General features: G+C 64.9%; 22 protein-coding genes and 3 tRNA genes. 16 read left to right on the forward strand and 9 right to left on the reverse strand.

Translation table 11 applies throughout. The annotated features are described in order from the left end of the window. Positions 1-382 precede the first annotated feature (382 nt). Positions 383-455, reverse strand: a tRNA-Arg gene (locus LQ144_RS16125). A 213-nt stretch (positions 456-668) separates the two neighbouring features. On the opposite strand from LQ144_RS16125, the gene LQ144_RS16130 reads away from it, so the two are divergent. From LQ144_RS16130 to ettA, 4 genes are all read left to right on the forward strand, one after another. Continuing rightward, positions 669-1,250: a single-stranded DNA-binding protein gene (locus LQ144_RS16130; protein ID WP_230119713.1), complete on the forward strand. Its 582-nt coding sequence runs from the start codon at positions 669-671 to the stop codon at positions 1,248-1,250. Positions 1,251-1,289: 39 nt separating this feature from the next. Beyond that, positions 1,290-1,580 (forward strand): hypothetical protein, encoded by a 291-nt coding sequence (locus LQ144_RS16135; RefSeq protein WP_230119714.1) that lies wholly within the window; start codon positions 1,290-1,292, stop codon positions 1,578-1,580. 121 nt (positions 1,581-1,701) lie between these two features. Beyond that, positions 1,702-1,971, forward strand: a complete 270-nt coding sequence (locus tag LQ144_RS16140; protein ID WP_230119715.1) for a hypothetical protein — start codon at positions 1,702-1,704, stop codon at positions 1,969-1,971. 46 nt (positions 1,972-2,017) lie between these two features. Next, a complete protein-coding gene (ettA, locus tag LQ144_RS16145; RefSeq protein ID WP_230119716.1) occupies positions 2,018-3,700 on the forward strand; it encodes an energy-dependent translational throttle protein EttA in 1,683 nt (560 codons plus the stop codon). Positions 3,701-3,814: 114 nt separating this feature from the next. Here the strand turns inward: ettA and LQ144_RS16150 are convergent, their stop codons facing one another. Further along, positions 3,815-4,786, reverse strand: a complete 972-nt coding sequence (locus LQ144_RS16150; RefSeq protein ID WP_230119717.1) for an acyl-CoA thioesterase II — start codon at positions 4,784-4,786, stop codon at positions 3,815-3,817. 63 nt (positions 4,787-4,849) lie between these two features. Here LQ144_RS16150 and LQ144_RS16155 point away from each other — a divergent pair, with 63 nt between their 5' ends. Further along, positions 4,850-5,512, forward strand: a complete 663-nt coding sequence (locus LQ144_RS16155) for a hypothetical protein (RefSeq protein WP_230119718.1) — start codon at positions 4,850-4,852, stop codon at positions 5,510-5,512. Positions 5,513-5,569: 57 nt separating this feature from the next. On the opposite strand, the gene LQ144_RS16160 is transcribed toward LQ144_RS16155, so the two are convergent. From LQ144_RS16160 to pepN, 4 genes are all read right to left on the reverse strand, one after another. After that, positions 5,570-6,028 (reverse strand): globin, encoded by a 459-nt coding sequence (locus tag LQ144_RS16160; protein WP_290369779.1) that lies wholly within the window; start codon positions 6,026-6,028, stop codon positions 5,570-5,572. Positions 6,029-6,030: 2 nt separating this feature from the next. Beyond that, positions 6,031-6,702, reverse strand: coding sequence for a mechanosensitive ion channel domain-containing protein (locus LQ144_RS16165; RefSeq protein WP_230119719.1), 672 nt, complete (start codon positions 6,700-6,702; stop codon positions 6,031-6,033). A gap of 105 nt (positions 6,703-6,807) precedes the next feature. Next, positions 6,808-7,287 carry an OsmC family protein gene (locus tag LQ144_RS16170; RefSeq protein ID WP_230119720.1) on the reverse strand — a complete coding sequence of 160 codons (480 nt, stop codon included), beginning with the start codon at positions 7,285-7,287 and terminating at the stop codon, positions 6,808-6,810. Positions 7,288-7,318: 31 nt separating this feature from the next. Then, a complete protein-coding gene (pepN, locus tag LQ144_RS16175; RefSeq protein ID WP_230119721.1) occupies positions 7,319-9,871 on the reverse strand; it encodes an aminopeptidase N in 2,553 nt (850 codons plus the stop codon). Positions 9,872-10,004: 133 nt separating this feature from the next. Here pepN and LQ144_RS16180 point away from each other — a divergent pair, with 133 nt between their 5' ends. The 3 genes from LQ144_RS16180 to LQ144_RS16190 all read left to right on the forward strand — a co-directional run bounded on the left by LQ144_RS16180 (position 10,005) and on the right by LQ144_RS16190 (position 12,555). After that, a complete protein-coding gene (locus LQ144_RS16180; protein WP_230119722.1) occupies positions 10,005-11,021 on the forward strand; it encodes a hypothetical protein in 1,017 nt (338 codons plus the stop codon). A gap of 104 nt (positions 11,022-11,125) precedes the next feature. Then, positions 11,126-11,620: a ribose-5-phosphate isomerase gene (locus tag LQ144_RS16185; RefSeq protein ID WP_230119723.1), complete on the forward strand. Its 495-nt coding sequence runs from the start codon at positions 11,126-11,128 to the stop codon at positions 11,618-11,620. Next, positions 11,620-12,555, forward strand: coding sequence for a DNA-formamidopyrimidine glycosylase family protein (locus LQ144_RS16190; RefSeq protein WP_230119724.1), 936 nt, complete (start codon positions 11,620-11,622; stop codon positions 12,553-12,555). Before LQ144_RS16185 ends, LQ144_RS16190 begins: the two co-directional genes overlap by 1 nt. 102 nt (positions 12,556-12,657) lie before the next feature. Here the strand turns inward: LQ144_RS16190 and LQ144_RS16195 are convergent. After that, positions 12,658-12,728 (reverse strand) — tRNA-Gly (locus LQ144_RS16195). A gap of 133 nt (positions 12,729-12,861) precedes the next feature. Here LQ144_RS16195 and LQ144_RS16200 point away from each other — a divergent pair. From LQ144_RS16200 to LQ144_RS16225, 6 genes are all read left to right on the forward strand, one after another. Continuing rightward, positions 12,862-12,936, forward strand: a tRNA-Pro gene (locus LQ144_RS16200). A gap of 79 nt (positions 12,937-13,015) precedes the next feature. After that, positions 13,016-14,398 (forward strand): trigger factor, encoded by a 1,383-nt coding sequence (gene tig / locus LQ144_RS16205; protein ID WP_230119725.1) that lies wholly within the window; start codon positions 13,016-13,018, stop codon positions 14,396-14,398. A 254-nt stretch (positions 14,399-14,652) separates the two neighbouring features. After that, positions 14,653-15,249 (forward strand): ATP-dependent Clp protease proteolytic subunit, encoded by a 597-nt coding sequence (locus LQ144_RS16210; RefSeq protein WP_230119726.1) that lies wholly within the window; start codon positions 14,653-14,655, stop codon positions 15,247-15,249. A gap of 38 nt (positions 15,250-15,287) precedes the next feature. Continuing rightward, positions 15,288-15,947: an ATP-dependent Clp protease proteolytic subunit gene (locus LQ144_RS16215; protein WP_230119727.1), complete on the forward strand. Its 660-nt coding sequence runs from the start codon at positions 15,288-15,290 to the stop codon at positions 15,945-15,947. A gap of 183 nt (positions 15,948-16,130) precedes the next feature. After that, positions 16,131-17,420, forward strand: a complete 1,290-nt coding sequence (gene clpX / locus LQ144_RS16220) for an ATP-dependent Clp protease ATP-binding subunit ClpX (protein WP_230119728.1) — start codon at positions 16,131-16,133, stop codon at positions 17,418-17,420. A gap of 67 nt (positions 17,421-17,487) precedes the next feature. Then, on the forward strand, positions 17,488-18,102 hold the full coding sequence (locus tag LQ144_RS16225) for a DsbA family protein (RefSeq protein ID WP_230119729.1): 615 nt from the start codon (positions 17,488-17,490) through the stop codon (positions 18,100-18,102). 344 nt (positions 18,103-18,446) lie between these two features. On the opposite strand, the gene valS is transcribed toward LQ144_RS16225, so the two are convergent. After that, a complete protein-coding gene (gene valS / locus LQ144_RS16230) occupies positions 18,447-21,068 on the reverse strand; it encodes a valine--tRNA ligase (protein WP_230119730.1) in 2,622 nt (873 codons plus the stop codon). 74 nt (positions 21,069-21,142) lie between these two features. Here valS and LQ144_RS16235 point away from each other — a divergent pair, with 74 nt between their 5' ends. Together LQ144_RS16235 and LQ144_RS16240 are read left to right on the forward strand one after the other, a co-directional pair. Then, the gene (locus LQ144_RS16235) at positions 21,143-21,511 is read left to right on the forward strand and encodes a DUF488 family protein (RefSeq protein WP_230119731.1); all 369 of its coding nucleotides are present in this window, start codon (positions 21,143-21,145) and stop codon (positions 21,509-21,511) included. A 31-nt stretch (positions 21,512-21,542) separates the two neighbouring features. Continuing rightward, on the forward strand, positions 21,543-22,304 hold the full coding sequence (locus tag LQ144_RS16240; protein ID WP_230119732.1) for an SDR family oxidoreductase: 762 nt from the start codon (positions 21,543-21,545) through the stop codon (positions 22,302-22,304). Between the two features lie 56 nt (positions 22,305-22,360). On the opposite strand, the gene LQ144_RS16245 is transcribed toward LQ144_RS16240, so the two are convergent. Beyond that, positions 22,361-23,518 carry an endonuclease/exonuclease/phosphatase family protein gene (locus LQ144_RS16245; protein WP_230119733.1) on the reverse strand — a complete coding sequence of 386 codons (1,158 nt, stop codon included), beginning with the start codon at positions 23,516-23,518 and terminating at the stop codon, positions 22,361-22,363. Positions 23,519-23,732: the final 214 nt, after the last annotated feature.

The raw sequence follows: 23,732 nt of genomic DNA on the forward strand, positions 1-23,732 counted from the left end.
CAGGCATGCTGCGTTGGGCGCCGGCCAGCTCCCTGCCAAAGCGAACCAGTTTCGACGTCGCGTCATAGTCGGACCGTGCTGCCAGCTGGCCATCAGGCGGTCAGGGCTCGGACACCGGGAACGGAACCTTGAGCGGGTTCTTTTCGTGTGGTTTCGTCTCGTCTCCGCGGATCTAGTCGTTGAAAATCGTCGATCGTTCGGGCCGCGAGGGTCGCCTCTGATGACTGAACAGAGATGCTGTTACCTTCAAATCGAACGCGTTGCGACGATGGTCGGAAACCGCATAACCAGCCCAGACAAAGAAAAACACCCCGGTCCGAAGACCGGGGTGTCAACGATGACCCGATACATCCGTAAAGGATGTCTCGACTCACCACACAAGTGCCCCAGGAGGGAATCGAACCCCCGACCGGCGGATTAGAAGGCCGCTGCTCTATCCCCTGAGCTACTGGGGCTTGTGGCCGCCCGGCAGATTCCGGGTTGCCTCAAAAAGTTTACATTGACTTTCGCCCAGGTGTCGGCATGGGCCGGGACGGTTTTCCCGATCCTCCGCCGGCGGCCGGACCCGGGTTATCCACATACGGCAGTTGGGCTCTCCCCGTTGCCGCGCCGCCGACTGATGCTGGGAGTGCCTGCTAGGGCAAGACACATCGAGACAGGACACCAAGATGACCGACAACATCACTGTCCGCGGCTTCGTTGCCTCGGAAATCAGGAGCTCCACCACACCAGGAGGCGTCGCAACAGCCTCCTTCCGCCTCGGGTCCACGGACCGCCGTTACGACCGCGCAAGCAGCACCTGGGTAGATGGCAACACCAACTGGTTCACCATCCAGGGGTATCGCCAGCTGGCCGGGAACATCGGGTGCAGCATCAAGAAGGGCCAGCGGGTCATCATCGTCGGACGGCTGAAGATGCGGAGCTGGGAAAAGGACGGCCGAATCTACCATGTGGCAGAGATCGATGCTGAGTCCGTGGGCCACGATCTTATGTGGGGCTCGGCCAACTTCACCCGGACGGCGGGAATCAACTCCCAGCCTGCCGTGGCGGCCGGCGTGGTTGGCAGCGAACACGACGGCCACGGTGACGGAAACGGTTCAGAGCCATCAGACCGCGACGAAGCTGGGTCTGATGAGGAAGGGGACGAGGACGACGGCGGCGACGCGGCAGGCATCTTCATCGACGACACCACCGGGGAAACCATGCAGCTCGACTCCGATACCGGCGAGCTCACCGGAGCCGCAGCCTGACCGGCGGAGCCATGCGGCACCGTACCCCCGCGGTGCCGCATGGCAGAATGGCAGCGTGAGACGACCCGGGATATTCCAATCGACCACCCGACTCTTGGGCTCCTGCAGCAGGGTACCCGTCAGGGCATCGGTCGGAACATCGACCAGAGCTTCGAGCACAACCTCGAGCAGAACGTCCAGCAGGACGTCGCTAAGGGCATCCGTACGGATCACGTTTACCGCGCTTCTGCTCGGAGCCATGGCTGCCTGCAGTTCCGGAACCGCCCAGCAGCCCGGTCTCGGCGCAGCGGGGGCTACCAGCCAGTCATCCGCTCCGTCCGCCGCGGCTAGCCCGCCGCGATCTGCCCGCTCCTCGCAGGCGCCTTCTGCGGCAGCCGGCCAGGCATCACGGGCTACGGAGACGCCCGGTACGGAGACGCCCGGTACGGCGACGGCCAAGATGCAAAAGACAATGTCTGAGACGCTGGGCGTCGTCGCCTCGGGAACCCCTAAACCCGAAGCCGAGCAGGTCAGGCAAGCGCTGACCGCCGCGGGAGTCCCGGCTGCCACCCTTGAGGTTTCGGCGGGCCGAACGCCCACCGGCCTGGACGCTGATTCCATCGAGGCGGCGGCGGTGCAGGGCAAGGACTGCGTCATTGGCCAGATCCGCGACGGCAAAGTGACGATTGCGGTGCTGCCCGTCCTGGCGGGCGGGAAGTGCTTCGTGGGGCCCCAAGCCTGACGTCCCGAATGTGAGATATACCCGTCAACCCACTAGATTTGGAACCATGGCGGAATTTATCTACACAATGACCAAGGCCCGTAAGGCTGTTGGCGAAAAACTTATTCTCGACGACGTAAGCATGTCCTTCTTTCCGGGCGCCAAGATCGGCGTTGTTGGCCCCAACGGTGCCGGTAAGTCCACCATCCTGAAAATCATGGCAGGCCTGGACACCCCCTCCAACGGTGAAGCCCGGCTGAGCCCCGGCTACTCCGTGGGCATCCTGCTCCAGGAGCCGCCGCTCAATGAGGAAAAGACAGTCCTGGGCAACGTCCAGGAAGGCGTTGGCGAGATCTACGGCAAGATCCAGCGTTTCAATGAGATCTCCGAGGAGATGGCCAACCCTGACGCGGACTACGACACCCTGCTGGAGGAAATGGGCCACCTGCAGGAAGCCATCGATGCCGCCGACGCCTGGGACCTCGATTCCCAGCTGGAGCAGGCCATGGATGCCCTCCGTTGCCCGCCGGCCGACGCTGACGTGACCCTCCTTTCCGGCGGTGAGCGCCGCCGTGTGGCGCTCTGCAAGCTGCTTCTGCAGAAGCCGGACCTGCTCCTCCTTGACGAGCCCACCAACCACCTTGACGCCGAGAGCGTGCTCTGGCTGGAACAGCACCTGTCCAGCTATGCAGGCGCAGTCCTTGCTGTCACCCACGACAGGTACTTCCTGGACCACGTCGCCGAGTGGATCGCTGAAGTGGACCGCGGCCACCTCTACCCTTATGAAGGCAACTACTCCACCTACCTGGAGAAGAAGCGCGCCCGCCTCGAAGTCCAGGGCAAGAAGGACGCCAAGCAGGCCAAGCGCCTTACCGAGGAACTGGAATGGGTCCGCTCCAACGCCAAGGGCCGTCAGACCAAATCCAAGGCCCGCCTGGCCCGCTACGAGGAAATGGCGGCCGAGGCTGACCGCACGCGGAAACTGGACTTTGAGGAAATCCAGATCCCGCCGGGCCCCCGCCTGGGCGGCCTGGTTCTGGAAGCCAAGAACCTGCAGAAGGGCTTCGACGACCGCACCCTGATCGACGGACTGTCCTTCTCCCTGCCCCGCAACGGCATCGTCGGCGTCATCGGCCCCAACGGTGTCGGCAAGTCGACGCTCTTCAAGACCATCGTTGGCCTGGAGCCTCTCGACGGCGGCGAGCTGAAGATCGGTGACTCCGTCAAGATCTCCTATGCGGACCAGAGCCGCGGCGGCATCGATCCCAACAAGACCCTCTGGGAGGTCGTTTCCGACGGACTGGACTTCATCCAGGTCGGCCATGTTGAAATGCCGTCCCGCGCCTACGTTGCCGCCTTCGGCTTCAAAGGCCCGGACCAGCAGAAAAAAGCGGGCGTGCTCTCCGGCGGTGAGCGAAACCGTCTGAACCTCGCGCTGACCCTCAAGCAGGGCGGCAACCTGCTGCTCCTCGACGAACCGACCAACGACCTCGACGTCGAAACCCTCAGCAGCCTCGAAAACGCGCTGCTGGAATTCCCCGGCTGCGCCGTGGTGGTCTCACACGACCGCTGGTTCCTGGACCGGGTTGCCACGCACATCCTCGCCTACGAAGGCGACGAGGAGAACCCGTCCAAGTGGTACTGGTTCGAGGGTAACTTCGAATCCTACGAGGAGAACAAGGTGGAGCGTCTCGGCCCCGACGCCGCTAAGCCCCACCGCGTTACGCACCGCCGCCTCACCCGCGACTAGCAATACGCGACTAAGCGTTAAGCCGCAAAGGCCGGTTCCCCGAAGGGAACCGGCCTTTCGCATGCGCGTGAGGCGACGCCGTGCCCGCAGCAGCCCGCAGGACCGTAATCCCGCTCAGGCTTTGCGTATCTGGTGCTGCAGGACTTTGGACTGGAAGGCGCCGGCAACCTTGCTCTTCAGGTCCGTCGGCACCCTGACCATGCCCTCCTGGGCCACGGACGCCACGTGCAGCCCCTCTCGGCTAAAGATCTTGCCGGTGGCGAGCCCCCGGGCCCCTTGGGCGCTCGGTGACTCCTGGACATACAGCAGCCACTCGTCCACCCGCACCGGCCGGTGCCACCACATGGCGTGGTCCAGGCTGGCCACGCTCATGCCGGGCGTGATCCAGCTGAGCCCGTGCTTGCGCAGAATGGACTCGAGCAGAGTGTAGTCGCTGGCATAGGCCAAGGCGGCACGGTGCGTGTTGGCGTCGTCCGGCATGGGGCTGAAGGTCTTCATCCAGACCGCGTTGCGGGCTTCCTTCTGACCCGTGGCCGCAACGTAGAGCGCGGGGTCCACGTGGCGGATGTCGAAGGGACGCTCATACGCCCAGTGCCTTGCCACCGGGTGGTCGAACTTCCCCAGGAGGTCTGCGGTGCTGGGGAGCGTTTCCGGAGCCGGAATTCCCCGAGGCATTTCCGACTGGTGTTCGATACCCTCGTCCTCGGCTTGGAATGAGGCGATCATCGAGAGGATCGGCGAACCGTCCTGGTACGCGTGGACCCGGCGCGCCGAGAAGGACCGGCCGTCCCGCAGCCGCTGCACGCCGAAGGTGATGGGCTTGTTAGCGTCACCAGGGCGCAGGAAATAACCGTGCATGGAGTGCACCGTCCGCTCGGCGTCCACGGTCCGCATCCCTGCGATGAGGGACTGGGCCAGCACCTGGCCGCCGAAGACCCGCTGGTGCGGCTGCCGCTGCGACGGGCCCATGAAGATGTCCTCGTCGGTGCGGGCGCCCTCAAGCTCGCCAAGATCAAGCAGTTCGATCAGGGAAGTCGTGGGGTCGTTCGTGGGCAGTTCCTGCAATCCGGCGTCCGCTTCAGTCATGGTTTGACTCTAGACGTCGCCCCGGCACCGCTCAACCGAGGCTCAGCCGGTAGTGTTCTTAATGTGTCTGATCTTCTCACCCAGTCCTTCCGCTTCGCCGATCCCCTCGACCTCGCTGATCTTCGGACGTATGCCACCCGCGCCAAGGCCATCGACGACGGCGCCATCCGGCTCCAGGCCGCAGGGTCAGTCCTCGCCGCGTACGTCTGCGTGCTCCGCCCCAGGATCCTGGGGGAGTCCACGCCCACCATCCTCGGCCTGCGGACGGTGGCCCTGGCGGAGCCGTCCGCAACGGATGTCACGGTGCCGCTGGCAGCCGTCCTTGACAGGCTCGCCCGGGCGGGGGAGAACGACGCCGAGCTGCCGGTCCCGCCGTCGACCGTCACCGAATCGTGGGCGGGTGTCGGAGCCCCCCGCAGCGGCTGGGAGCTGATCGGATCCGTTCCCGACGCCGAACTGCGGAAGACCGCCGAAGCGGGAATCGCCGAGGTCGCCGGACTCGTACCGGACAAGCCCGGCGCCCTTATTGTCAACAACGCCCGCGCCGCAGTCTGGGGGCGCGAGCTGGACGGCAGGTCGGGGCTTCCCGCCGGCGCGGCCTTCGCCGCACTCGCACTCGGCTTCCTCGGCGACGACGAGCAGCGCCTCTACCGTGCCGGGCGCTGGTTCCGACTCAGTGGCAGCCGCGGGCACGTCCTGGCGAGGACGGGTGCCGGCCTGTCCTAGCCGGCCGCCTTCGCCAGAATCGGTCAGGGAGTGCCTCAGTCCAAGGCCTACGGGTTCCTAGGACCCTGACGGGCTGTTGACCATGGAGAGCGCGGCACGCTCCATGTAGTCCCACAGGGTTCCCTCGTAGAGCGGGGGCAGCTGCAGGGCGTCCACGGCAGCGCGCATGTGGTGCAGCCAGCGGTCCTTGGCCTCAGGTGTGACCTGGAAGGGTATGTGGCGCATTCGCAGCCGCGGGTGGCCGCGTTCTTCGCCGTAGGTGGTGGGGCCGCCCCAGTACTGCTCAAGGAACATCAGGAACCGCCGCTTGGCCGGGCCAAGATCCTCTTCCGGGTACATGGGACGCAGGAGCGGATCGGTTGCCACGCCGTCGTAGAACACGTCGATGAGTTTTACGAACGTTTCGTGCCCGCCCACGGCGTCGAAAAAGTTGTCCGTGTAGCCCGGCTGGCTGAAGGGATCATTGCGCATCAGCTGCCTGGGCGCGCCGGGTTCGGATGGTGTGGGACTGGTCATGGCTATTCTCCGGCCTTCTGCTGCGGTCCGTGCTGGGCTTCGGCCTCGAGCGGCCCGTCTCCTGGCTCATCGGCGGGAGCCACGTAGTTGCCCTGCGACCGGTTTCCGACGCGGAGGATCTCACCGTTGCGCAGGTACCAGATCGCACCATTGTCGTCGCGGACGCGGGTAATCCTCAGGCCAATCGACTCCACGACGCCCACGACTTCGCTGGTCTCGATGATGTCACCGATCCCGTACTGGTCCTCGATCGTGATGAAGATGCCGGCCAGGAAGTCGCGGATCAGCTGCTGGGCGCCAAAGCCGATGGCGATGCCGAGGATACCGACGCTGGTCAGCAGCGGCGCCACGTCGACGTCGAGATTCTTGAGCACGTAGATGCTGGTGATGACCGCGATGACCACCCCCACCACACTGTTCAGCAGCGATCCGATGGTATTGGCCCGCTGGACCCGCCGCTCATGGTCCAGGGCCCGCAGCGCGGGGGCGACCCACTTGAAGTGGGGCTTCTTGAACAGCGCTGTTCCGCTGGCGACCCGCTTGGTGATCCGTGAGATCACGAAGCTTGCCAGCAGCCACAGGATGATGCCCGCGCCGAGGCTGATCGCGATTCCGGCGACGTCGAACCCGGTGGGTTCCAGCGAGGCCGAAGGCGTTGTAAACATGCTGTACATCTGCAGGGATGCTCCTTGTTGCTCTCCGGCGCCAGCCGGATTCCCCGCCGGCGTTCGCGGCGGCTGGACTCGTTCCCTTTTAAGCCTAGCGGGGTATGCCGGTGGCTAGCTTCCTGCCGCTGTGGTAACGGGAACGTGCATTACGGGGAAATTTACGCTGCGGGCGATGAAACAAACCTGGTTGGCCTGCCGGTGCATCTCCTCGGCGAGCCCCACGTGGACAGGATCACCCACTTCCACACGCGGATGGAGCGTCACGTTTTCGAACTGGCCGCTTCCGTCGCGGTTGACGCGCATGAGGCCGGAGGCATTGTCCTCATAGGACAGGACGACGACGCCGTGCCGCACCGCGACGTGCAGGAAGGACAGCATGTGGCACTGCGCCAGCGCCGTGAGCAGCAGCTGCTCCGGGTTGTACCGCGAGCGGTCGCCGTGGAATGTGGGGTCGGCCGAGCCCTTGAGGACCGGCAGCCCGGGAATCTCGACGTCGTGGTCCCGGGAATACTCCCGATACGACGACGTGCCGCTTCCAAGGTTGCCGGTCCATCGAACAGTCAGCGAATAGTGATGCTCGTCAAGGGCCATGCCGCCAGTTTAGATGCCTGCGGGCCGTCGCCTAGACGTCAGCTGCACGTGCCCGCAAGGCCCGGGCAACGCCGTCGCGGTTTTCCAGCATCATGCGGCGCAGCGCCGCGCTGTCCTCGGGAAGCGCCGCGAGGAACTCGTCCGTCCGGTCCACGGTGGCCTGGGTGGTCAGCTGTGCCGGGTAAAGCCCGACGACGATCTGCTGGGCCAGTGCATTGGTGCGCTGGGCGACAATCCCCGGTACGGCGTCGAAGTACTTCCCGGCATAGGGCTCAAGCAGTTCCGTGTCCAGCACCCGCGTGAAGCCGGCGACGGCCGAGGCCTGAATGGCGTTGGACAGCTCGCCCTTTTCCACGATGGATTCCCAGGCCGCCGCCTTGGCCTCGGGGGTGGGGATGGCAGCCTTGGCCAGCGCGGCCGCGTTCTGGCCGCTGGAGGTGTTGTCCCGCTGCCGCTCGGCGTCGATCTGCTCCTGGCCCATCCGTCCGCCCACCACGAGTGCTGCCAGGAGTTCCCACCGCAGGTCCTGGTCCACCGTCAGCCCGGGCAGCGCGACGGAGCCGTCCAGCAGCCCGGCAACCGCGTCCAGCTGCTGTTCGCTTCGGGCCAGCAGAGCGTAGGACTTGATGAACTGGAGCTGGGCATCGGATCCGCCCGGCACCGTCGAGGCGAGATCCCAAAGCCTGTCTCCGGCTGCCACGATGGTGGCCTCACGGTGTTCCCCGGCCACGTAGAAAGTAAGCGTGGTGGCCAGCTGACGCAGCTGCACAAGGATCACCGACGAGTCACTTTCAGAGGCGATGTTGGCCAGGATCAGGTCCACGTAGCCGCGCGCTGGCGTCTCGCCGTCGCGGGCAGCGTCCCAGGCCGATCCCCAGACGAGCGTGCGGGGCAGGCTCTCCCGGAAGTCCTTCAGGTGCGACTTGGCCGTGGCCAGCGATTTTTCGTCCAGCCGGACCTTGGCGTAGGCGAGGTCGTCGTCGTTGAGCAGGATGAGGTCCGGCCGCCGCAGCCCCGCCAGCGCTGCCACCTCGGTGCGTTCGCCGTCGATGTCGAGCTCCTCGCGGTGGACGCGCTCCAGCTTGCCGTCGTCTGTGACGTCGTAGAAACCCACGGCGAGCCGGTGCGGGCGGAGGGTCGGCTGCGCGGCAACGGCTGACTGCAGGATGGCGAAACCGGTGATGGTGCCGTCCGCGTCCACTGTCAGTTCGGGCTGGAGCGTGTTCACCCCTGCGGTTTCGAGCCAGAGGCGGCCCCATCGGTCCAGGTCACGTCCACTTGCTTTCTCCAGTTCACTCATCAGGTCGCCCAGCTCGGTGTTGCCCCAGGCATGCTTGGCGAAGTACTCCCTGACACCGGACATGAACTGCTCCGGGCCCACCCATGCCACCAGCTGCCGCAGCACGGAAGCACCTTTGGCGTAGGTGATGCCGTCGAAGTTGACCTCCACGTCCTGAAGGTCGTTGATCTCGGCGAAGATCGGGTGTGTGGTGGGGAGCTGGTCCTGGCGGTAGGCCCACGACTTTTCCACCGACGCGAAGGTGGTCCATGCGCTCTGGAACTTGGTGTTCTCTACTGCGGCGAGGTGGGACATGTATTCGGCAAAGGATTCATTGAGCCAGAGGTCATTCCACCAGCGCATGGTGACGAGGTCGCCGAACCACATGTGCGCCAGCTCGTGCAGGACGGTGATGGCGCGGCGCTCCACCTGCGCTTCGGGGACCTTCCCGCGGAAGACGTAGCCCTCCAGGATGGTCACGGCCCCGGCATTCTCCATGGCGCCGGCGTTGAACTCCGGCACGAACAGCTGGTCGTACTTTTCGAACGGGTACGGGCAGCCGAACTGCGCCTCGAAGAACTCAAACCCCTGGCGGGTCAGTTCAAAGATGTTGTCAGCGTCCAGGTACTGCATCAAAGACTTGCGGGCGAACACGCCGAGCGGAATGACGCGGCCGTCGGATCCCGTGACGTCGCTGCGCACCGACTGGTACGGCCCGGCGATCAGGGCCGTCACGTAGGAGGAGAGCCGCGGCGTGGGGGTGAATTCCCAGACCGAGCGGGCGCCGCCGTCTGCTCCGGGCGAAGTTTCCACCGGCGACGGCGTGGGGGAGTTGGAGACGACGTCCCAGTGTGACGGTGCCGTCACTGTGAACTTGAACGTCGCCTTGAGGTCCGGCTGCTCGAACACAGCGAACATGCGGCGCGAATCCGGCACCTCGAACTGCGTGTAGAGGTAGACCTCACCGTCCACGGGATCAACGAAACGGTGGAGCCCCTCTCCGGTGTTCATGTAGGGGGTGTCCGCCACCACGGTGAGCTCGTTTTGCGCGGAGAGGTCCGCCAGTCGGATGCGGATGCCGTCGGAGACCGCCGCAGGGTCGAGTTCGCGGCCATTCAGGGTCACGCTGTGAACGGTCTCGGTCACGGCGTCAATGAAGCTGGAGGACCCGGGGGCAGCGCTGAACTTTACGGTGGTGGTGGAGCCGAAGACCTTCCCGCCCCTGGTCAGGTCCAGGCGGACATCGTAGGACTCGACGGCGATCAGATCGGCGCGCTCACGTGCTTCGGCGCGCGTCAGGTTCATTCCTGGCAAGGTTGGGCCTCCTGAGGGGTGGTGGGTCGTTACTGTGAAGCCATTGTTTCATTTCCCGGTTCTTTGGCAAGTTGCGTGGATCACTTTCCCGGTCCCGGCGGCGCCGCAGGGGTAGCGTTAACGCATGGGAAAGTTCCTCGATTCGGTGGACATCAAAGCGCTGCGCTTCGCAGTAGGGTTTCCCGTCCTGCTTGCGGCTGCCTTTGCGCTGAGCGCCGCATTTCTGCGTCCCGACCTTCCGGAACCGCTGGCGGTCCGCTGGAACGACGACGGCGGCATCAGCTTTGCGCCGTTTGCCGCCTACGTGGGGGTCGGGGCCGCGATGATCGTGGCCGCCGGCTGGCTCGTTCTCCTGCAGGCTGTCCCTGTTTCCCGGCCCACGGTGATGCGCCGCATCATGATGGGGGCCGGCCTGACGGTGAGCCTGTTCGTGACGAGCGTCCTGGCCGCCGGCCTGGTGGGACAGGCGGGCCTGGCCGACGCTCGGGAATCCCGGGTGGACCTCATCGTGCTGGCCATGGGCAGCGGCGCCGCTCTTTCGCTCGGCGTCATCCTGGGATTCGTTTTCAAGGCGGACCAGCAGTGGACGCCGGAGGACGACCGGGCCCTCCGGCACGCCCTGGAGCTTGAGCTCGACCCCGAGTTGGCCAGCGATTCGATCAGGCTATGGGTGCACGCCCGCAGCTCTGTCTTTGTCATGATCGGTATCGCCAGCCTGTTCCCGGCGTCCCTTGTTTCGATTGCCGTTCCCTGGCTGGGTGCACTGTTGGTTGCTGCGGCCCTTGTCGGCGCTGCCTTCCTCTTCGCCCGAGTCACCGCAGACCGCAGCGGGCTGCGGGTTTTCGTTGCCGGAATACTGAGGGTGGTGAACATTCCGGCGGAGGCCATCTCGGCGGCCGCTCCGGCGGACGTCCGCGCCGCCGACTACGGCGGCTGGGGCTACCGCCACCACGGCGGAACAGCAGCTGTGCTCGTGAGCAGTGGGCCCGCCGTCGTGGTCCGCAAGACCGACGGCCACCGGCTGGCGGTGAGTGGCGGAAACCCTGCCTCGGCAGAGCGCCTCGCTGAAGTACTGACGCGCGTGGCCGCGCGTGCCCGGAACGAGGGCCGCTCTCCTTCCCAGGGCGATGCCGGCGCGTAATTTGCACGACATCACGGGAACCGGACCTAGTACTCTTGGACCTGTTGATTTGACCTGTACCAGCCCGGCCGCGCCCCGGTGCTCATGACTGAACGGAAGCCACCGTGACCACAACTCCTGCATACCCGCGGGTCCACATCGCCACCGACCACGCCGGCATGGAGCTGAGCGCCCACCTGGTCAGCCACCTGTCGGCCAAGGGTTACGACGTGGTGGACCACGGGCCGAAGGAATACGACGCACTGGACGACTATCCGTCGTTCTGCATCAACGCTGCGCTCGCTGTCGTGGCGGACCAAGAGGCGGGAGTCCACTCCCTCGGCATCGTGCTGGGCGGCTCCGGAAACGGCGAACAGATCGCTGCGAACAAGGTCAAGGGTGTCCGCGCTGCCCTTGCCTGGAACCATTCCACGGCCACCCTGGCCCGGCAGCACAACGACGCCAACGTCGTCGCCGTTGGGGGACGGCAGCACAGCGTTGACGAGGCCACCGCCCTGATCGAGGCATTCCTGGAGGAACCCTTCAGCAACGACGAGCGCCACATCCGCCGCATCGGAAAGATCGCCGCCTACGAAACCAGCGGCGAGGTCATCGAGTAGTGCCCGAGGGGCATTCCATCCACCGGCTGGCCCGCCAGTTCGGTGACGTATTCGCTGGCGGACGGCTCGCCGTCTCCAGCCCCCAGGGCCGCTTCGCCGCGGGCGCAGCTCTGCTTAACGGCCACACTCTGGTCAACGCCGACGCTCACGGGAAGCACCTGTTCCTGCACTTCGAGCACGGAATGGTGCTGCACGTCCACCTGGGACTCTACGGCGCCTGGGACTTCGGCGGCGACGGCGAGTTCCGCGGCGCGTCCAGCATCGGCGCGCCCCGCAGGGTGGGGGAGCGTGAGGTGGCCGGCGAAACCGGCGTGGACCTGCCCGCGTACGCCGGCCCGCCGGCGCCTGTGGGTGCCGTGCGGGTGCGGCTGGCAGGCGAACACGGCTGGGCAGATTTGCGCGGCGCCACCACGTGTGCGGCCATCACGGAGGACGAAGCGGCGGCGGTCCTCGGGAGGCTCGGCCCCGATCCGCTTCACAATCCGGGTCCGCTGCGCACTCCGTATCCCCTGAATGAAGCGAACGTCAACCGTGAAGACTTCGTCCAGCGGGTTCTGGGGCGCAGAACGCCGGTGGCGACGCTGCTGATGGACCAGAAGGTGATTGCCGGCGTCGGGAATGTGTACCGGGCCGAGGTGCTCTTCCGCCAGCGGCTTGACCCCCTGCTCCCGGGCCGGGCGCTCACGGCAGCCGTTGCAGGCCGCATCTGGGATGACACAGCCGCCGTGATGTCCGACGGCGTCCGCGATGGCCGGATCATCACCACAACCCCCGGCTTCTGGAGCGATAAGACCTCGCTGCCGCCCACGGAGGAAGCACATTTCGTCTACCGGCGGCACGGGCAGCCGTGCCGGGTGTGCGGCACTCCGGTGGCTCTCGCAGAGCATGCCGCCCGCAAGCTCTACTGGTGCCCGCTGTGCCAAAGCTCGGCGTGAGCAGACGGTCCGGCTCAACGGCCGGCCACAGCCTCCGTTGCAGCAGATCCGGGAACGAATGCAGGAACAAAAAAGGGCCCCTCACCGAGGGGCCCTTCGCCGAGGGGACGACGGGAATCGAACCCGCGTAATCAGTTTGGAAGACTGAGGCTTTACCATTAAGCTACGTCCCCGAAAGAAAGCAGTTGTCGCAACTGCGGATCTTCGGGCTGGCTGTTGAAGCCGGATATAACTAAACCTAATTCATGCCCCACGTGTCAAATGTGCAAAGCCGGCGGGTATGAACGTAGACTGTCCTGTGCATTACGGGGTGTAGCTCAGCTTGGCTAGAGCGCCTGCTTTGGGAGCAGGAAGTCGCAGGTTCAAATCCTGTCACCCCGACTCTGCGGCCCGGGCCGATGGCCTGGGCAGAGAATCGCGATTGCAGAACCCCATCCAACAAATCAGGAGTACTTAGACTGTGAAGAGCGCTGTCGAGAACCTCACCCCCACGCGGGTCAAGCTCAATGTTGAGGTCCCCTTTGAGGAATTGAAGCCCAGCATCGAAGAGGCATACAAGACTGTTGCTTCCCAGATCCAGGTCCCTGGCTTCCGTAAGGGCAAGGTTCCCTCCAAGCTGATCGACCAGCGCGTTGGCCGCGGCTACGTGCTGGAGACCGCCATCAACGAGGGCCTCAACGGCTGGTACCAGGCCGCCGTCCAGGAATCGGGCATCCGTCCGCTGAGCCGCCCCGAAGTTGAGATCACCGAGGTTCCGGACCCGTCGGCAACCGACGGTGAACTCAAGTTCCACGCCGAGGTTGACGTCCGCCCGGAGATCGAACTCCCGGAATACGCAGGCATCAAGGTCGAGGTGGCTGCAGCAGAGTCCTCCGACGCCGACGTCGACAAGGCTCTGGATGAGCTGCGCGGCCGCTTCGGCACGCTGAAGTCCGTGGACCGCCCGGCGGCCGAGGGCGACTTCCTCACCATCGACATCACGGCCACCATCGACGGCGCAGAGGTGGACTCCGCTTCCGGTCTGTCCTACCAGGTTGGCGCCGGCACCATGCTCGAGGGCATGGACGAGGCAGTCACCGGCCTGAGTGCCGATGAGGACGCCATCTTCGACACCACCCTCGTAGGTGGCGACCACGCCGGCGAAGCCGCCCAGGTCAAGGTAGTGGTCAAGTCCGTCAAGGAGCGCGAGCTGCCCGAGGCAAACGACGACTTCGCCCAGCTGGCATCCGAGTTCGACACCCTTGCCGAGCTGCGTGAGGACCTTGCCAAGCAGGCTGCCGACTCCAAGGTCGTCGAGCAGGGCGTCGAAGCCCGCGACAAGGTCCTGGACAAGCTTGTTGAGCTCGTTCAGGTTCCCGTCCCGGAATCCGTTGTTGAAGAGCAGCTCGAGCAGCACTTCAACGCCGAGAACGCCCACGGTGAAGGCGAGCATGACACCGAGGAGCACCGCGCCGAGGTCAAGGCCAACACGGAGCGCGCCTTCCAGAACGAAATCATCCTCGACGCCATCGCCGAGAAAGAGGAAGTGGGCGTCAGCCAGAACGAGCTGATCGACTACATCGTCACCACTGCCAGCCAGTACGGCATGGACCCGAACCAGTTCGCCCAGATCATCGATCAGAGCGGCCAGGTGCCCATGATGGTGTCCGAGGTCCGCCGCCGCAAGGCACTGGCCGTCGTGCTCGGCCAGGCAGAGGTCACGGACTCCGAGGGCAACAAGGTTGACCTGAGCGACTTCGTCCGTCCTGCCGGCGAGGACGAGGCCGCGGCCGCCGAAGAAGAAGCTGCTGACGATGCAGCCGAGGTCGTCGCCAGCGACGATCCCGCAGCTGTGAAGTTCTAGCAGCTGTCTCGCACTGACAGCTTAACGGCAGCCCCCGGATCCGCGGATCCGGGGGCTGCCGTGTTTAACCTCAATGGCCGGCGGAAGGCGCCGCCTCAGCCGCCCGCGGCAGTCGTGCGCCGTCAGCGAACAGCGCGATTCCGACGAACAAAACCGCTGCGAAAGCAGTTAGTGTCCAAGTAGTGAAGTTCAGTGATGTCACCGTCACCAGCGAGAGGTAAGTACTTATGTCACAGCAAGCAGGGGCGCCCCGCATGGCAACTGTCGATCCGGCAGCCCAGGACAACTACATCTACAACCGACTGCTGAAAGAGCGCATCATCTGGCTTGGCTCCGAGGTCCGCGATGAAAACGCGAACGCGATCTGCTCGCAGCTGCTGCTCCTGTCGGCAGAGGATCCGAACAAGGACATCTACCTTTACATCAACTCTCCCGGCGGCTCCGTCACGGCCGGTATGGCGATCTACGACACCATGCAGTTCATCCCGAACGACGTCGTCACCGTGGCCACCGGGCTTGCTGCCTCCATGGGCCAGTTCCTGCTGTCCTCCGGCACTAAGGGCAAGCGTTACGCCACCCCGAACGCCCGCATCCTGATGCACCAGCCGTCCGGCGGCATCGGCGGCACGGCCTCCGACATCAAGATCCAGGCCGAACTGATCCTGCACATGAAGAAGGTCATGGCCGAACTGACTGCGGAGCAGACGGGCCAGACGGTGGACACCATCCTCAAGGACAACGACCGCGACAAGTGGTTCACCGCAACCGAAGCACTGGAATACGGCTTCTTTGACAAGATCTCCGCCCACGCCGGCTCTGTAGCCGGTGGCGGCGGAACTGCCCAGAACTAACCGGCACGCAGAGCGAATTGAATCCAGGAGTAAAGAACATGAACTACAACTTCGGCTCGACTGCCGGCAACCTGCCGACCAGCCGCTACGTGCTGCCCCAATTCGAAGAGCGCACGCCCTACGGCTTCAAGCGCCAGGACCCCTACACAAAGCTCTTCGAGGACCGCATCATCTTCCTCGGCGTCCAGGTCGATGACGCGTCCGCCGACGACGTCATGGCTCAGTTGCTGGTGCTGGAGTCCACCGACCCGGACCGTGACATCACCCTGTACATCAACTCGCCGGGCGGCTCCTTCACTGCCATGACCGCGATTTACGACACCATGACGTACATCCGTCCGGAAATCCAGACCGTCTGCCTGGGCCAGGCGGCCAGCGCCGCAGCCGTCCTCCTCGCTGCAGGAACGCCCGGAAAGCGTCTCGCACTGCCCAACGCCCGCGTGCTGATCCACCAGCCCTCGCTGTCCGGCGGCCAGGGAGGCCAGGCCTCTGACCTAGAGATCCAGGCGGCCGAGGTCATGCGGATGCGGTCGTGGCTGGAAGACACGCTGGCCAAGCACTCCGGCCGGACGCCGGAGCAGGTCAACAACGACATCGAGCGGGACAAGATCCTGACCGCGGCCGAGGCCATGAACTATGGCCTCATTGACCAGGTGCTGGATTCCCGCAAGATCAAACCGCAGGCGATTGCAAGGTAGAAGCGGCTGTCCCCGGCGCCGGTGTGGTTCAGTTTTTTTGGACCGCACCGGCGTCCGGTTTCACCCTCTTGGGCCGAATGTGACCTAGAGTGGATGTAATCACGGCCAGACCGCGACGGGTGACCGTGATTCAAGCAACCGGTGCAAGGCTGCACTCGCAGCAAGATACTAAGGGGTTCACATATGGCTCGGATTGGCGAGAGCACGGATCTGCTCAAGTGCTCTTTCTGCGGAAAGAGCCAGAAGCAGGTACGCAAGCTTATTGCCGGGCCCGGCGTGTATATCTGCGACGAGTGCATTGAACTCTGCAACGAGATCATTGAAGAGGAACTCGCCGAAGTGGCCGATCTGGGCAGTTTTGAACTGCCCAAGCCCCGGGAGATTTTCGATTTCCTCCAGGAATATGTCATCGGCCAGGAACCCGCAAAGCGGTCCCTCGCCGTCGCCGTCTACAACCACTACAAGCGGATCCAGGCCGGCCACGCTCCCAAGAGCGGCAGCCTGGCGGACGGTGTCCACCATGACGACGTCGAGATCTCCAAATCCAACATCCTCCTGATCGGCCCCACCGGCTGCGGCAAGACCTACCTCGCGCAGACCCTCGCCCGCCGCCTCAACGTGCCCTTCGCCGTGGCCGATGCAACTGCCTTGACCGAAGCTGGGTACGTGGGCGAGGACGTCGAAAACATCCTGCTGAAGCTCATCCAGGCAGCGGACTACGACGTCAAGAAGGCTGAGCAGGGCATCATCTACATCGACGAGATCGACAAGATCTCGCGCAAGAGTGAGAACCCGTCCATTACCCGCGACGTCTCGGGTGAGGGCGTGCAGCAGGCGCTGCTCAAGATCCTCGAGGGCACAGTGGCCTCCGTTCCGCCGCAGGGCGGCCGCAAGCACCCGCACCAGGAATTCATCCAGATCGACACCACCAACGTGCTGTTCATCGTGGCTGGCGCCTTTGCCGGCCTGGAGGACATCATCGGCTCCCGGTCCGGCCGCAAGGGCATCGGTTTCGGGGCGCCGCTGAACGAGGTCAAGAACACCACTGACTCGTACGGCGAAGTGATGCCGGAGGACCTGCTCAAATTCGGCCTCATCCCGGAATTCATCGGCCGCCTCCCGGTGATCACCACAGTCTCGAATCTGGACCGTCCCGCGCTGATCCAGATCCTCTCCACTCCCAAGAATGCCCTGGTGAAGCAGTACCAGAAGATGTTCCAGCTGGACGGTGTTGAACTCGTGTTCGACGACGCCGCCCTGGACGTGATTGCAGACCAGGCGCTCGAGCGCGGGACCGGTGCACGCGGACTACGCGCCATCATGGAGGAAGTCCTCCTGCCGGTGATGTTCGATCTGCCCAGCCGCGACGATATCGCCAGCGTTGTGATCACGGCGGACGTTGTAGCCAAGAAGGCGCAGCCCACCATGATTGCGCACGACGTCGTCGCGAAACGCCGGAATAAATCCGCCTAGATTCTCGCTGTCGCCTGGGCGTGCCCTGGGTACGCAACACCCTGATGACTTTTCGAGGAGATTCGCTGTGTCTGAAACCGCTGCCAACAAAGCTGATTTTTGGTTCGACCCCCTGTGCCCCTTCGCCTGGATCACCTCGCGCTGGATCGGTGAGGTGGAAGATGTTCGCGACATCACCACGGAATGGCACGTCATGAGCCTCTCCGTGCTGAACGAGGGCCGGGACCTGGACCCCAAGTACCGGGAAGCCATGGACAAGGCGTGGGGACCCGTGCGCGTGATCATCGCCGCGCAGGAACAGCACGGCGGCCGAGTGGTCAAGGACCTCTACGACGCCATGGGCACGCAGATCCACGACGGCGGCCAGAAGGATTTTTCGATTGTCATCGGCAAGGCCCTCGCCGACTGCGGTTTGCCGGCGGATCTGGCCCACGCTGCGGAGTCCGACGCGTATGACCCCCAGTTGCGGGCGAGCCACGAACAGGGCATTTCCCTGGTGGGCCAGGACGTCGGGACACCCGTGGTGGCGTTCAACGGCACGGCGTTTTTCGGCCCCGTCCTGACCCGCATTCCGCACGGCGAAGAGGCCGGCCGGCTGTGGGACGCCGCGGTCACACTGGCCTCGTTCCCGCACTTCTTCGAGATCAAGCGCAGCCGCACCGAAAGCCCCGCCTTCGACTAGCCGGGTGCCCTGTTTGAAGGGACCAAGAGCCCCGGGAGAACTACATGCGAGTAGTTCTCCCGGGGCTCTTGCGCATCCAAATGAGGGGGACAACAATGGTTCTTACCCAATTCGAAAGAAAAGGGACGCAGGAACCAAAGATTCAGTGACACTCATCCGACGCAGCCTTCGGCAAAGTCAGATGATGGCTACCAGTGACAAGGTAGGAAGACCTGAAACTTCTGAGGATCTTGCCAGACCGTCATAGATGTCACCAGATGGCCGAAAGTCGAAGCCCCACCAACGGCAAAACGCTGATGGGGCTTCCCCTTTGCCCGGAAACTTTTAGCGGGCGTGCAATCCGGTCAGGCCGGCCCGGTCTCCTCGGCTGGAACCAGCACCACGTCGCTGACACTCAGTTCGCCGTCACCCGCTATCAGCGTGATTTCGCGGGCGTTGGAGGCCGCCTTCAGATCAGCCAGACCTGCCTTGAGCTGCGTGGTGAGGGATTCGGTGGCCGTGATGGTGGCAGACAGAACCTCGGTGCGCTGCTTGACCTTGGCCTCCGACTTCGCCTTCCGGATGCCGCTCAGGGCCAGGCCCACCGTCGCGAGCAGCGTGGTGTCTCCGTCCGCGACCTCAAGCGCCGCAGGCCATTCAGCGCGGTGTACTGAGGCGTTTCGCCACCAGCTCCAGACTTCCTCGGTGGCGAACGGCAGGAATGGCGCGAAGAGCCTGAGCAGGGTGTCCAGGCTGGTGGCCAGCGCGGCGAGCACTGAGGCCTGCTCTGTTTCACCCGCGGCCCCGTAGGCGCGGTCCTTGATGAGCTCCACGTAATCATCGGTGAACTGCCAGAAGAAGCTCTCGGTGATCTGCAGTGCCCGGGCGTAGTCGTAGTTCTCAAATGCCTTGGTGGACTGCGTCACGACGTCGGAGAGCTGCGCCAGGACGGCGCGGTCAAGCGGGTTGGTGAGAACCGCGTGGTCGTCCGTTACCACCGAGTTTTCCGTCGCACCCAGGTTCAGGACGAACTTGGAGGCGTTGAGCAGCTTGATGGCCAGGCGGCGGCCGATCTTCATCTGCGCAATTTCATACGCCGTGTCCGCGCCGAGCTTGGCCGAGCTGGCCCAGTAGCGGACAGCGTCGGAGCCGAACTCGTTGAGCACGTCCGTGGGCACCACCACGTTGCCCTTGGACTTGGACATCTTCTTGCGGTCCGGGTCCAGGATCCAGCCGGAGATGGCCGCATGCTTCCAGGGGGCCGTGTTCTGCAGGGCGTCTGCGCGCACCGCGGACGAGAACAGCCAGGTGCGGATGATGTCGTGGCCCTGCGGGCGGAGGTCGAAGGGGAAGACCTTGGCGAAGAGCTCCTCGTCCCTGCTCCAGCCGCCAACAATATGCGGCGTCAGGGAAGACGTGGCCCAGGTGTCCAGGACGTCGGCGTCACCGGTGAAACCGCCCGGAACGTCGCGCTGTGCTTCGTCGTAGCCGGGGGCCGCGTCCGCGGCGGGGTCCACGGGAAGCTGCTCGTCGGCGGGCACGACGGGGGCGTCGTAGTCCGGGTTCCCGTCCGCGTCCAGGGGGTACCAGACAGGCACGGGCACGCCGAAGAAGCGCTGCCGGGACACCAGCCAGTCGCCGTTGAGGCCGGAAATCCAGTTCTCGTAGCGTGAGCGCATGAAGGCCGGATGGAACTCGATCTCGTGACCTCGCCGGATCAGGCGTTCGCGGCGGTCCTCGTCGCGGCCGCCGTTGCGGATGTACCACTGGCGGGAGGTTACTACCTCGAGGGGCTTGTCACCCTTTTCGAAGAAGTTGACCGGGTGCATGATCTTCTTCGGCTCGCCGTCGAGCAGTTCGGCCGCAGCGAGGAGCTCCACCACGGCTTCCTTGGCGCTGAAGACGGTCTTGCCGGCGATGGCGGCGAAAGCTTGCCGGCCCTCTTCCGTGGTGATCCACTCGGGCGTTTCGCCGATGATGCGTCCGTCGCGGCCAACAATGGCGCGGGTGGGCAGCTGGAGTTCCCGCCACCAGGTGACGTCGGTGAGGTCACCGAACGTGCACACCATGGCGATGCCGGAGCCCTTGTCGGCCTTGGCCAGCGGGTGGGCCTTGACCTCAAGCTCGACGCCGAAAAGGGGAGACGTGACCTTCTTGCCGAACAGCGGCTGGTACCGTTCGTCGTCAGGGTTTGCCACGAGCGCCGCGCAGGCGGCGAGCAGCTCGGGGCGGGTGGTCTCGATGTAGATCTTTTCGCCGTTTTCAGTAAAGAACGGGTAGCGGTAGTAGGCGCCGGCAACTTCGCGGTCCTCAAGCTCCGCCTGGGCGACGGCGGTGCGGAACGTGACGTCCCAGAGGGTGGGTGCCTCGGCCATGTAGGCATCGCCGGCAGCCAGGTTCTTGAGGAAGGCACGCTGGGACACGGCACGGGAGGTGTCGTCGATGGTGCGGTACGTGAGGTCCCAATCGACGGACAGGCCGAGGGTCTGGAACAGGTTCTCGAAAACCTTCTCGTCCTCAACGGCGAGTTCCTCACAGAGCTCGATGAAGTTCTGCCGGGACACGACGTCAAAGTCGCGCTGATTCTTGGCAGCCTGTGCCGGCGGCCGGTAGTCGGCGTTGTAGGGGATGGCTGGATCGCAGCGGACGCCGTAGTAGTTCTGCACGCGGCGCTCGGTGGGCAGGCCGTTGTCGTCCCAGCCCATCGGGTAGAAGACGTTCTTGCCGGTCATGCGCATGTAGCGGGCCTGGACGTCGGTCTGCGTAAAGGAGAACATGTGGCCCACGTGGAGGGACCCCGATGCCGTGGGCGGGGGAGTGTCGATCGAGTAGACCTGCTCCCGGGTGGTGTCCGGGTTGAACTTGTAGGTTCCTTCGTCCAGCCAGCGCTGCGTCAGGGCAGCCTCAAGGCCTTCAAGGGCCGGCTTGTCGGGAACGTTGATGGGGGCGGTGGCGGGCGTGTCTGTACCCTGCGTTGATTCAGCCATGGGCCAATTGTTTCATGACCTTAGACGGGAGCCTGCAGCAGACCGCCCGGTGAACCTGCAGTAGCATGCCGCCTATGGAGAATGCAGACGGTCCCTTTGTGATCAAGCGCATTTACGAGGACCCCGCGGACGACGACGGCTGCCGGGTTTTGGTGGACAGGCTCTGGCCGCGCGGGGTCAGTAAGGAACGCGCCCGTCTTGAGCTGTGGCTCAAGGAAATCGCGCCCTCCCCGCCCCTCCGGCAGGAATTTGCCCACATGCAGGAGCGTTTCGCCGACTTCCGGGCGCAGTATGAAGCGGAACTCGAACAGAACCCCGCAGTGGGGCAGCTGCTGGACCTGGCCCGCGGCCACACGAGGGTGACGCTGCTCTACGGTGCGCGGGATCCGGAAGTGAACCACGCCCGGGTGCTGCTGGAGTTCCTACAGGCGAGACGCGGCTGAGGCATGCTCCGAATGCCGTTAGGGTGGTGCCATGACTGAGGTATCGAAGAACAAAGCAGCTGTCGTCACAGGTGCAAGCACCGGCATCGGCGAGGCGACCGTCCGGGCGCTGAGGGCCGAGGGGTGGACGGTTTATGCCGTTGCCCGGCGCCAGGAGCGGCTGGCCGCGCTGGAAGCTGAGACGGGTGCCGTCGGAATTCCGGCTGACATCGCCGAAGACGGTGACGTTGCCAGGCTCCTGGCCGAGGTGACCGCCGCAGGCGGCATCGACACCCTGGTCAATATCGCCGGCGGAGCCCGCGGCGCGGATCCGGTGGGGCAGGCCCAGACCGATGACTGGGAGTGGATGTACCGGGTGAACGTCCTGGGGACCATGAAACTTACTCGCGCCTTCCTCCCGATGCTGCGCGAAAACGGTGAGGGCACTGTCCTGAACCTGACGTCCACAGCGGGGCTCGTGGCCTACGAGGGCGGCGCCGGATACAACGCCGCCAAGTTCGCCCAGCACGCCGTGACCGGAGCGCTTCGCCTTGAGGAAGCCGAAAACAATGTCCGCGTGATCGAGGTTGCCCCGGGGCTCGTCCAGACCGAGGAGTTCGCCCTCAACAGGCTGGGCGACGCGCAAGCCGCCCAAAAGGTCTATCAGGGCGTGGAAAACCCACTGACGGCCGCCGATGTGGCGGACGTGGTGCGCTACGCCGTCTGCGCACCGCACCACGTGAACCTGGACCAGATCGTGATCCGTCCGGTCGCGCAGGCGGCCAACCACAAGCTGATCCGCAAGCAGGCCTGAACACCTGAGGTTCACTCGGGGTTGATGGGCGAATACGGCATGAAGCTGCCCCGGGCCTAGCCCGCTGCCGGGATCCTGAGCGTGGCCAAAACCGCGGCGTGATCCGTTCCCGGGATCCGATGCACGGCATAGCCGGAACTGGCGATCTGCGGGCTCGTGACGAGGTGGTCGATGGTGATCCCGGGCAGGGGCATGCCTTCCATCGGCCACGAGGGGACCAGCCGCAGGCCCGCGGCGGTTCCCACGTCAACCAACTTCAATCCTGAACCGTTGGCGCCGCCGTCGAGCACTGCCCGGAACTCGGAGTGGTCGTAGGTGGCGTTGAAGTCTCCGATCAGCAGGCGGTTGGCCGGCAGTCCGGGAGGACTCCCGTGCGCTGCCGTCCCCGCGGCCGTCCCCGCAGCCGGACTCGCTGCCGTCCCCGCAGCCGGACGATCCTGCGCAGCGAGCCGCCCGAGTGCCGCCAGGTCGCTGCGCCATTGGGCGACGCGGACGTCCACCGGCGGCAGCGCGTGGACGTTCGTGACGTCGAGCGTGCTTGTGCGGCCGGTGTCCTCGATCGCCAGCCGGACCGTAGGCATTTGGAACGGCGTGTCAGGCAACATCCCCAGGGCCTGCATTGGATGGGCAGAATAGATCGCGCTCCCGGCGCCGTCGTCCGTTGGACTGCTGATCCTGTGGGGCAACAGGCTTCCCAGCCCCTCGGATGCCAGGCTGTCCTCAAGGTCCTGGGTGTGTTCCTGAACCGTGAGCAGATCGACGCCGTTCTCCCGGACCAGGCGGACGATCTCCGCCGCATCGGCCTGGCCGAATTCGGAGTTGATGTTCATGGCCGTCAATGACGTGGCGGCGGCGGACTGGCCCGGCAGGGAGCGCCCGGCGTCCAGGGGAAAGAGCCAGAACAGCTGGGCGGCCAGCAGCACCGCGGCCGCGGCGTTGACCCACACCCGGCGGCCGGCCAGCGCCAGCCCCAGAGCCAGGACGGCGGGAACAACCATCCAGGGCGTGAAAGACAGCAACTGGACCACGGGCGTCGGCCATTGCGCGGGGACGGCCCGGAAGATCGACAAGGACGCCACAGGCACAAGGACGGCGAGCGCCAGAAGCCGCCACGCGAAACCCCTGCCGCGGCTCGAAGCGGGGGATTGCGGGGAACCGGGGGGATTCGAGGAAGCAAGGCCTCGTTCCGAGGAGTCCGGGGCGGGGACTGTCATGGCATCGAGTCTAGGCAGGAAACAGCGCTTGACGCCCGTTCTGGAGGGTCCCCTCGGTTATGGCGTCCGGGAGCACAGCCGTTAGACTGGTGCCAACAGCTTTGACCCGGCCATCACCGGTGAGCTTCCGGAAGAACCCCGGCCCGGTACTCATGAATTGACCGAACTCATGAACCAACCGTGCAGGCCAGTAGAACCGGACGGGTAAGCCCGT

It is taken from the genome of Arthrobacter sp. Bi83, from assembly GCF_918698095.1.
Taxonomy (GTDB): domain Bacteria; phylum Actinomycetota; class Actinomycetes; order Actinomycetales; family Micrococcaceae; genus Arthrobacter.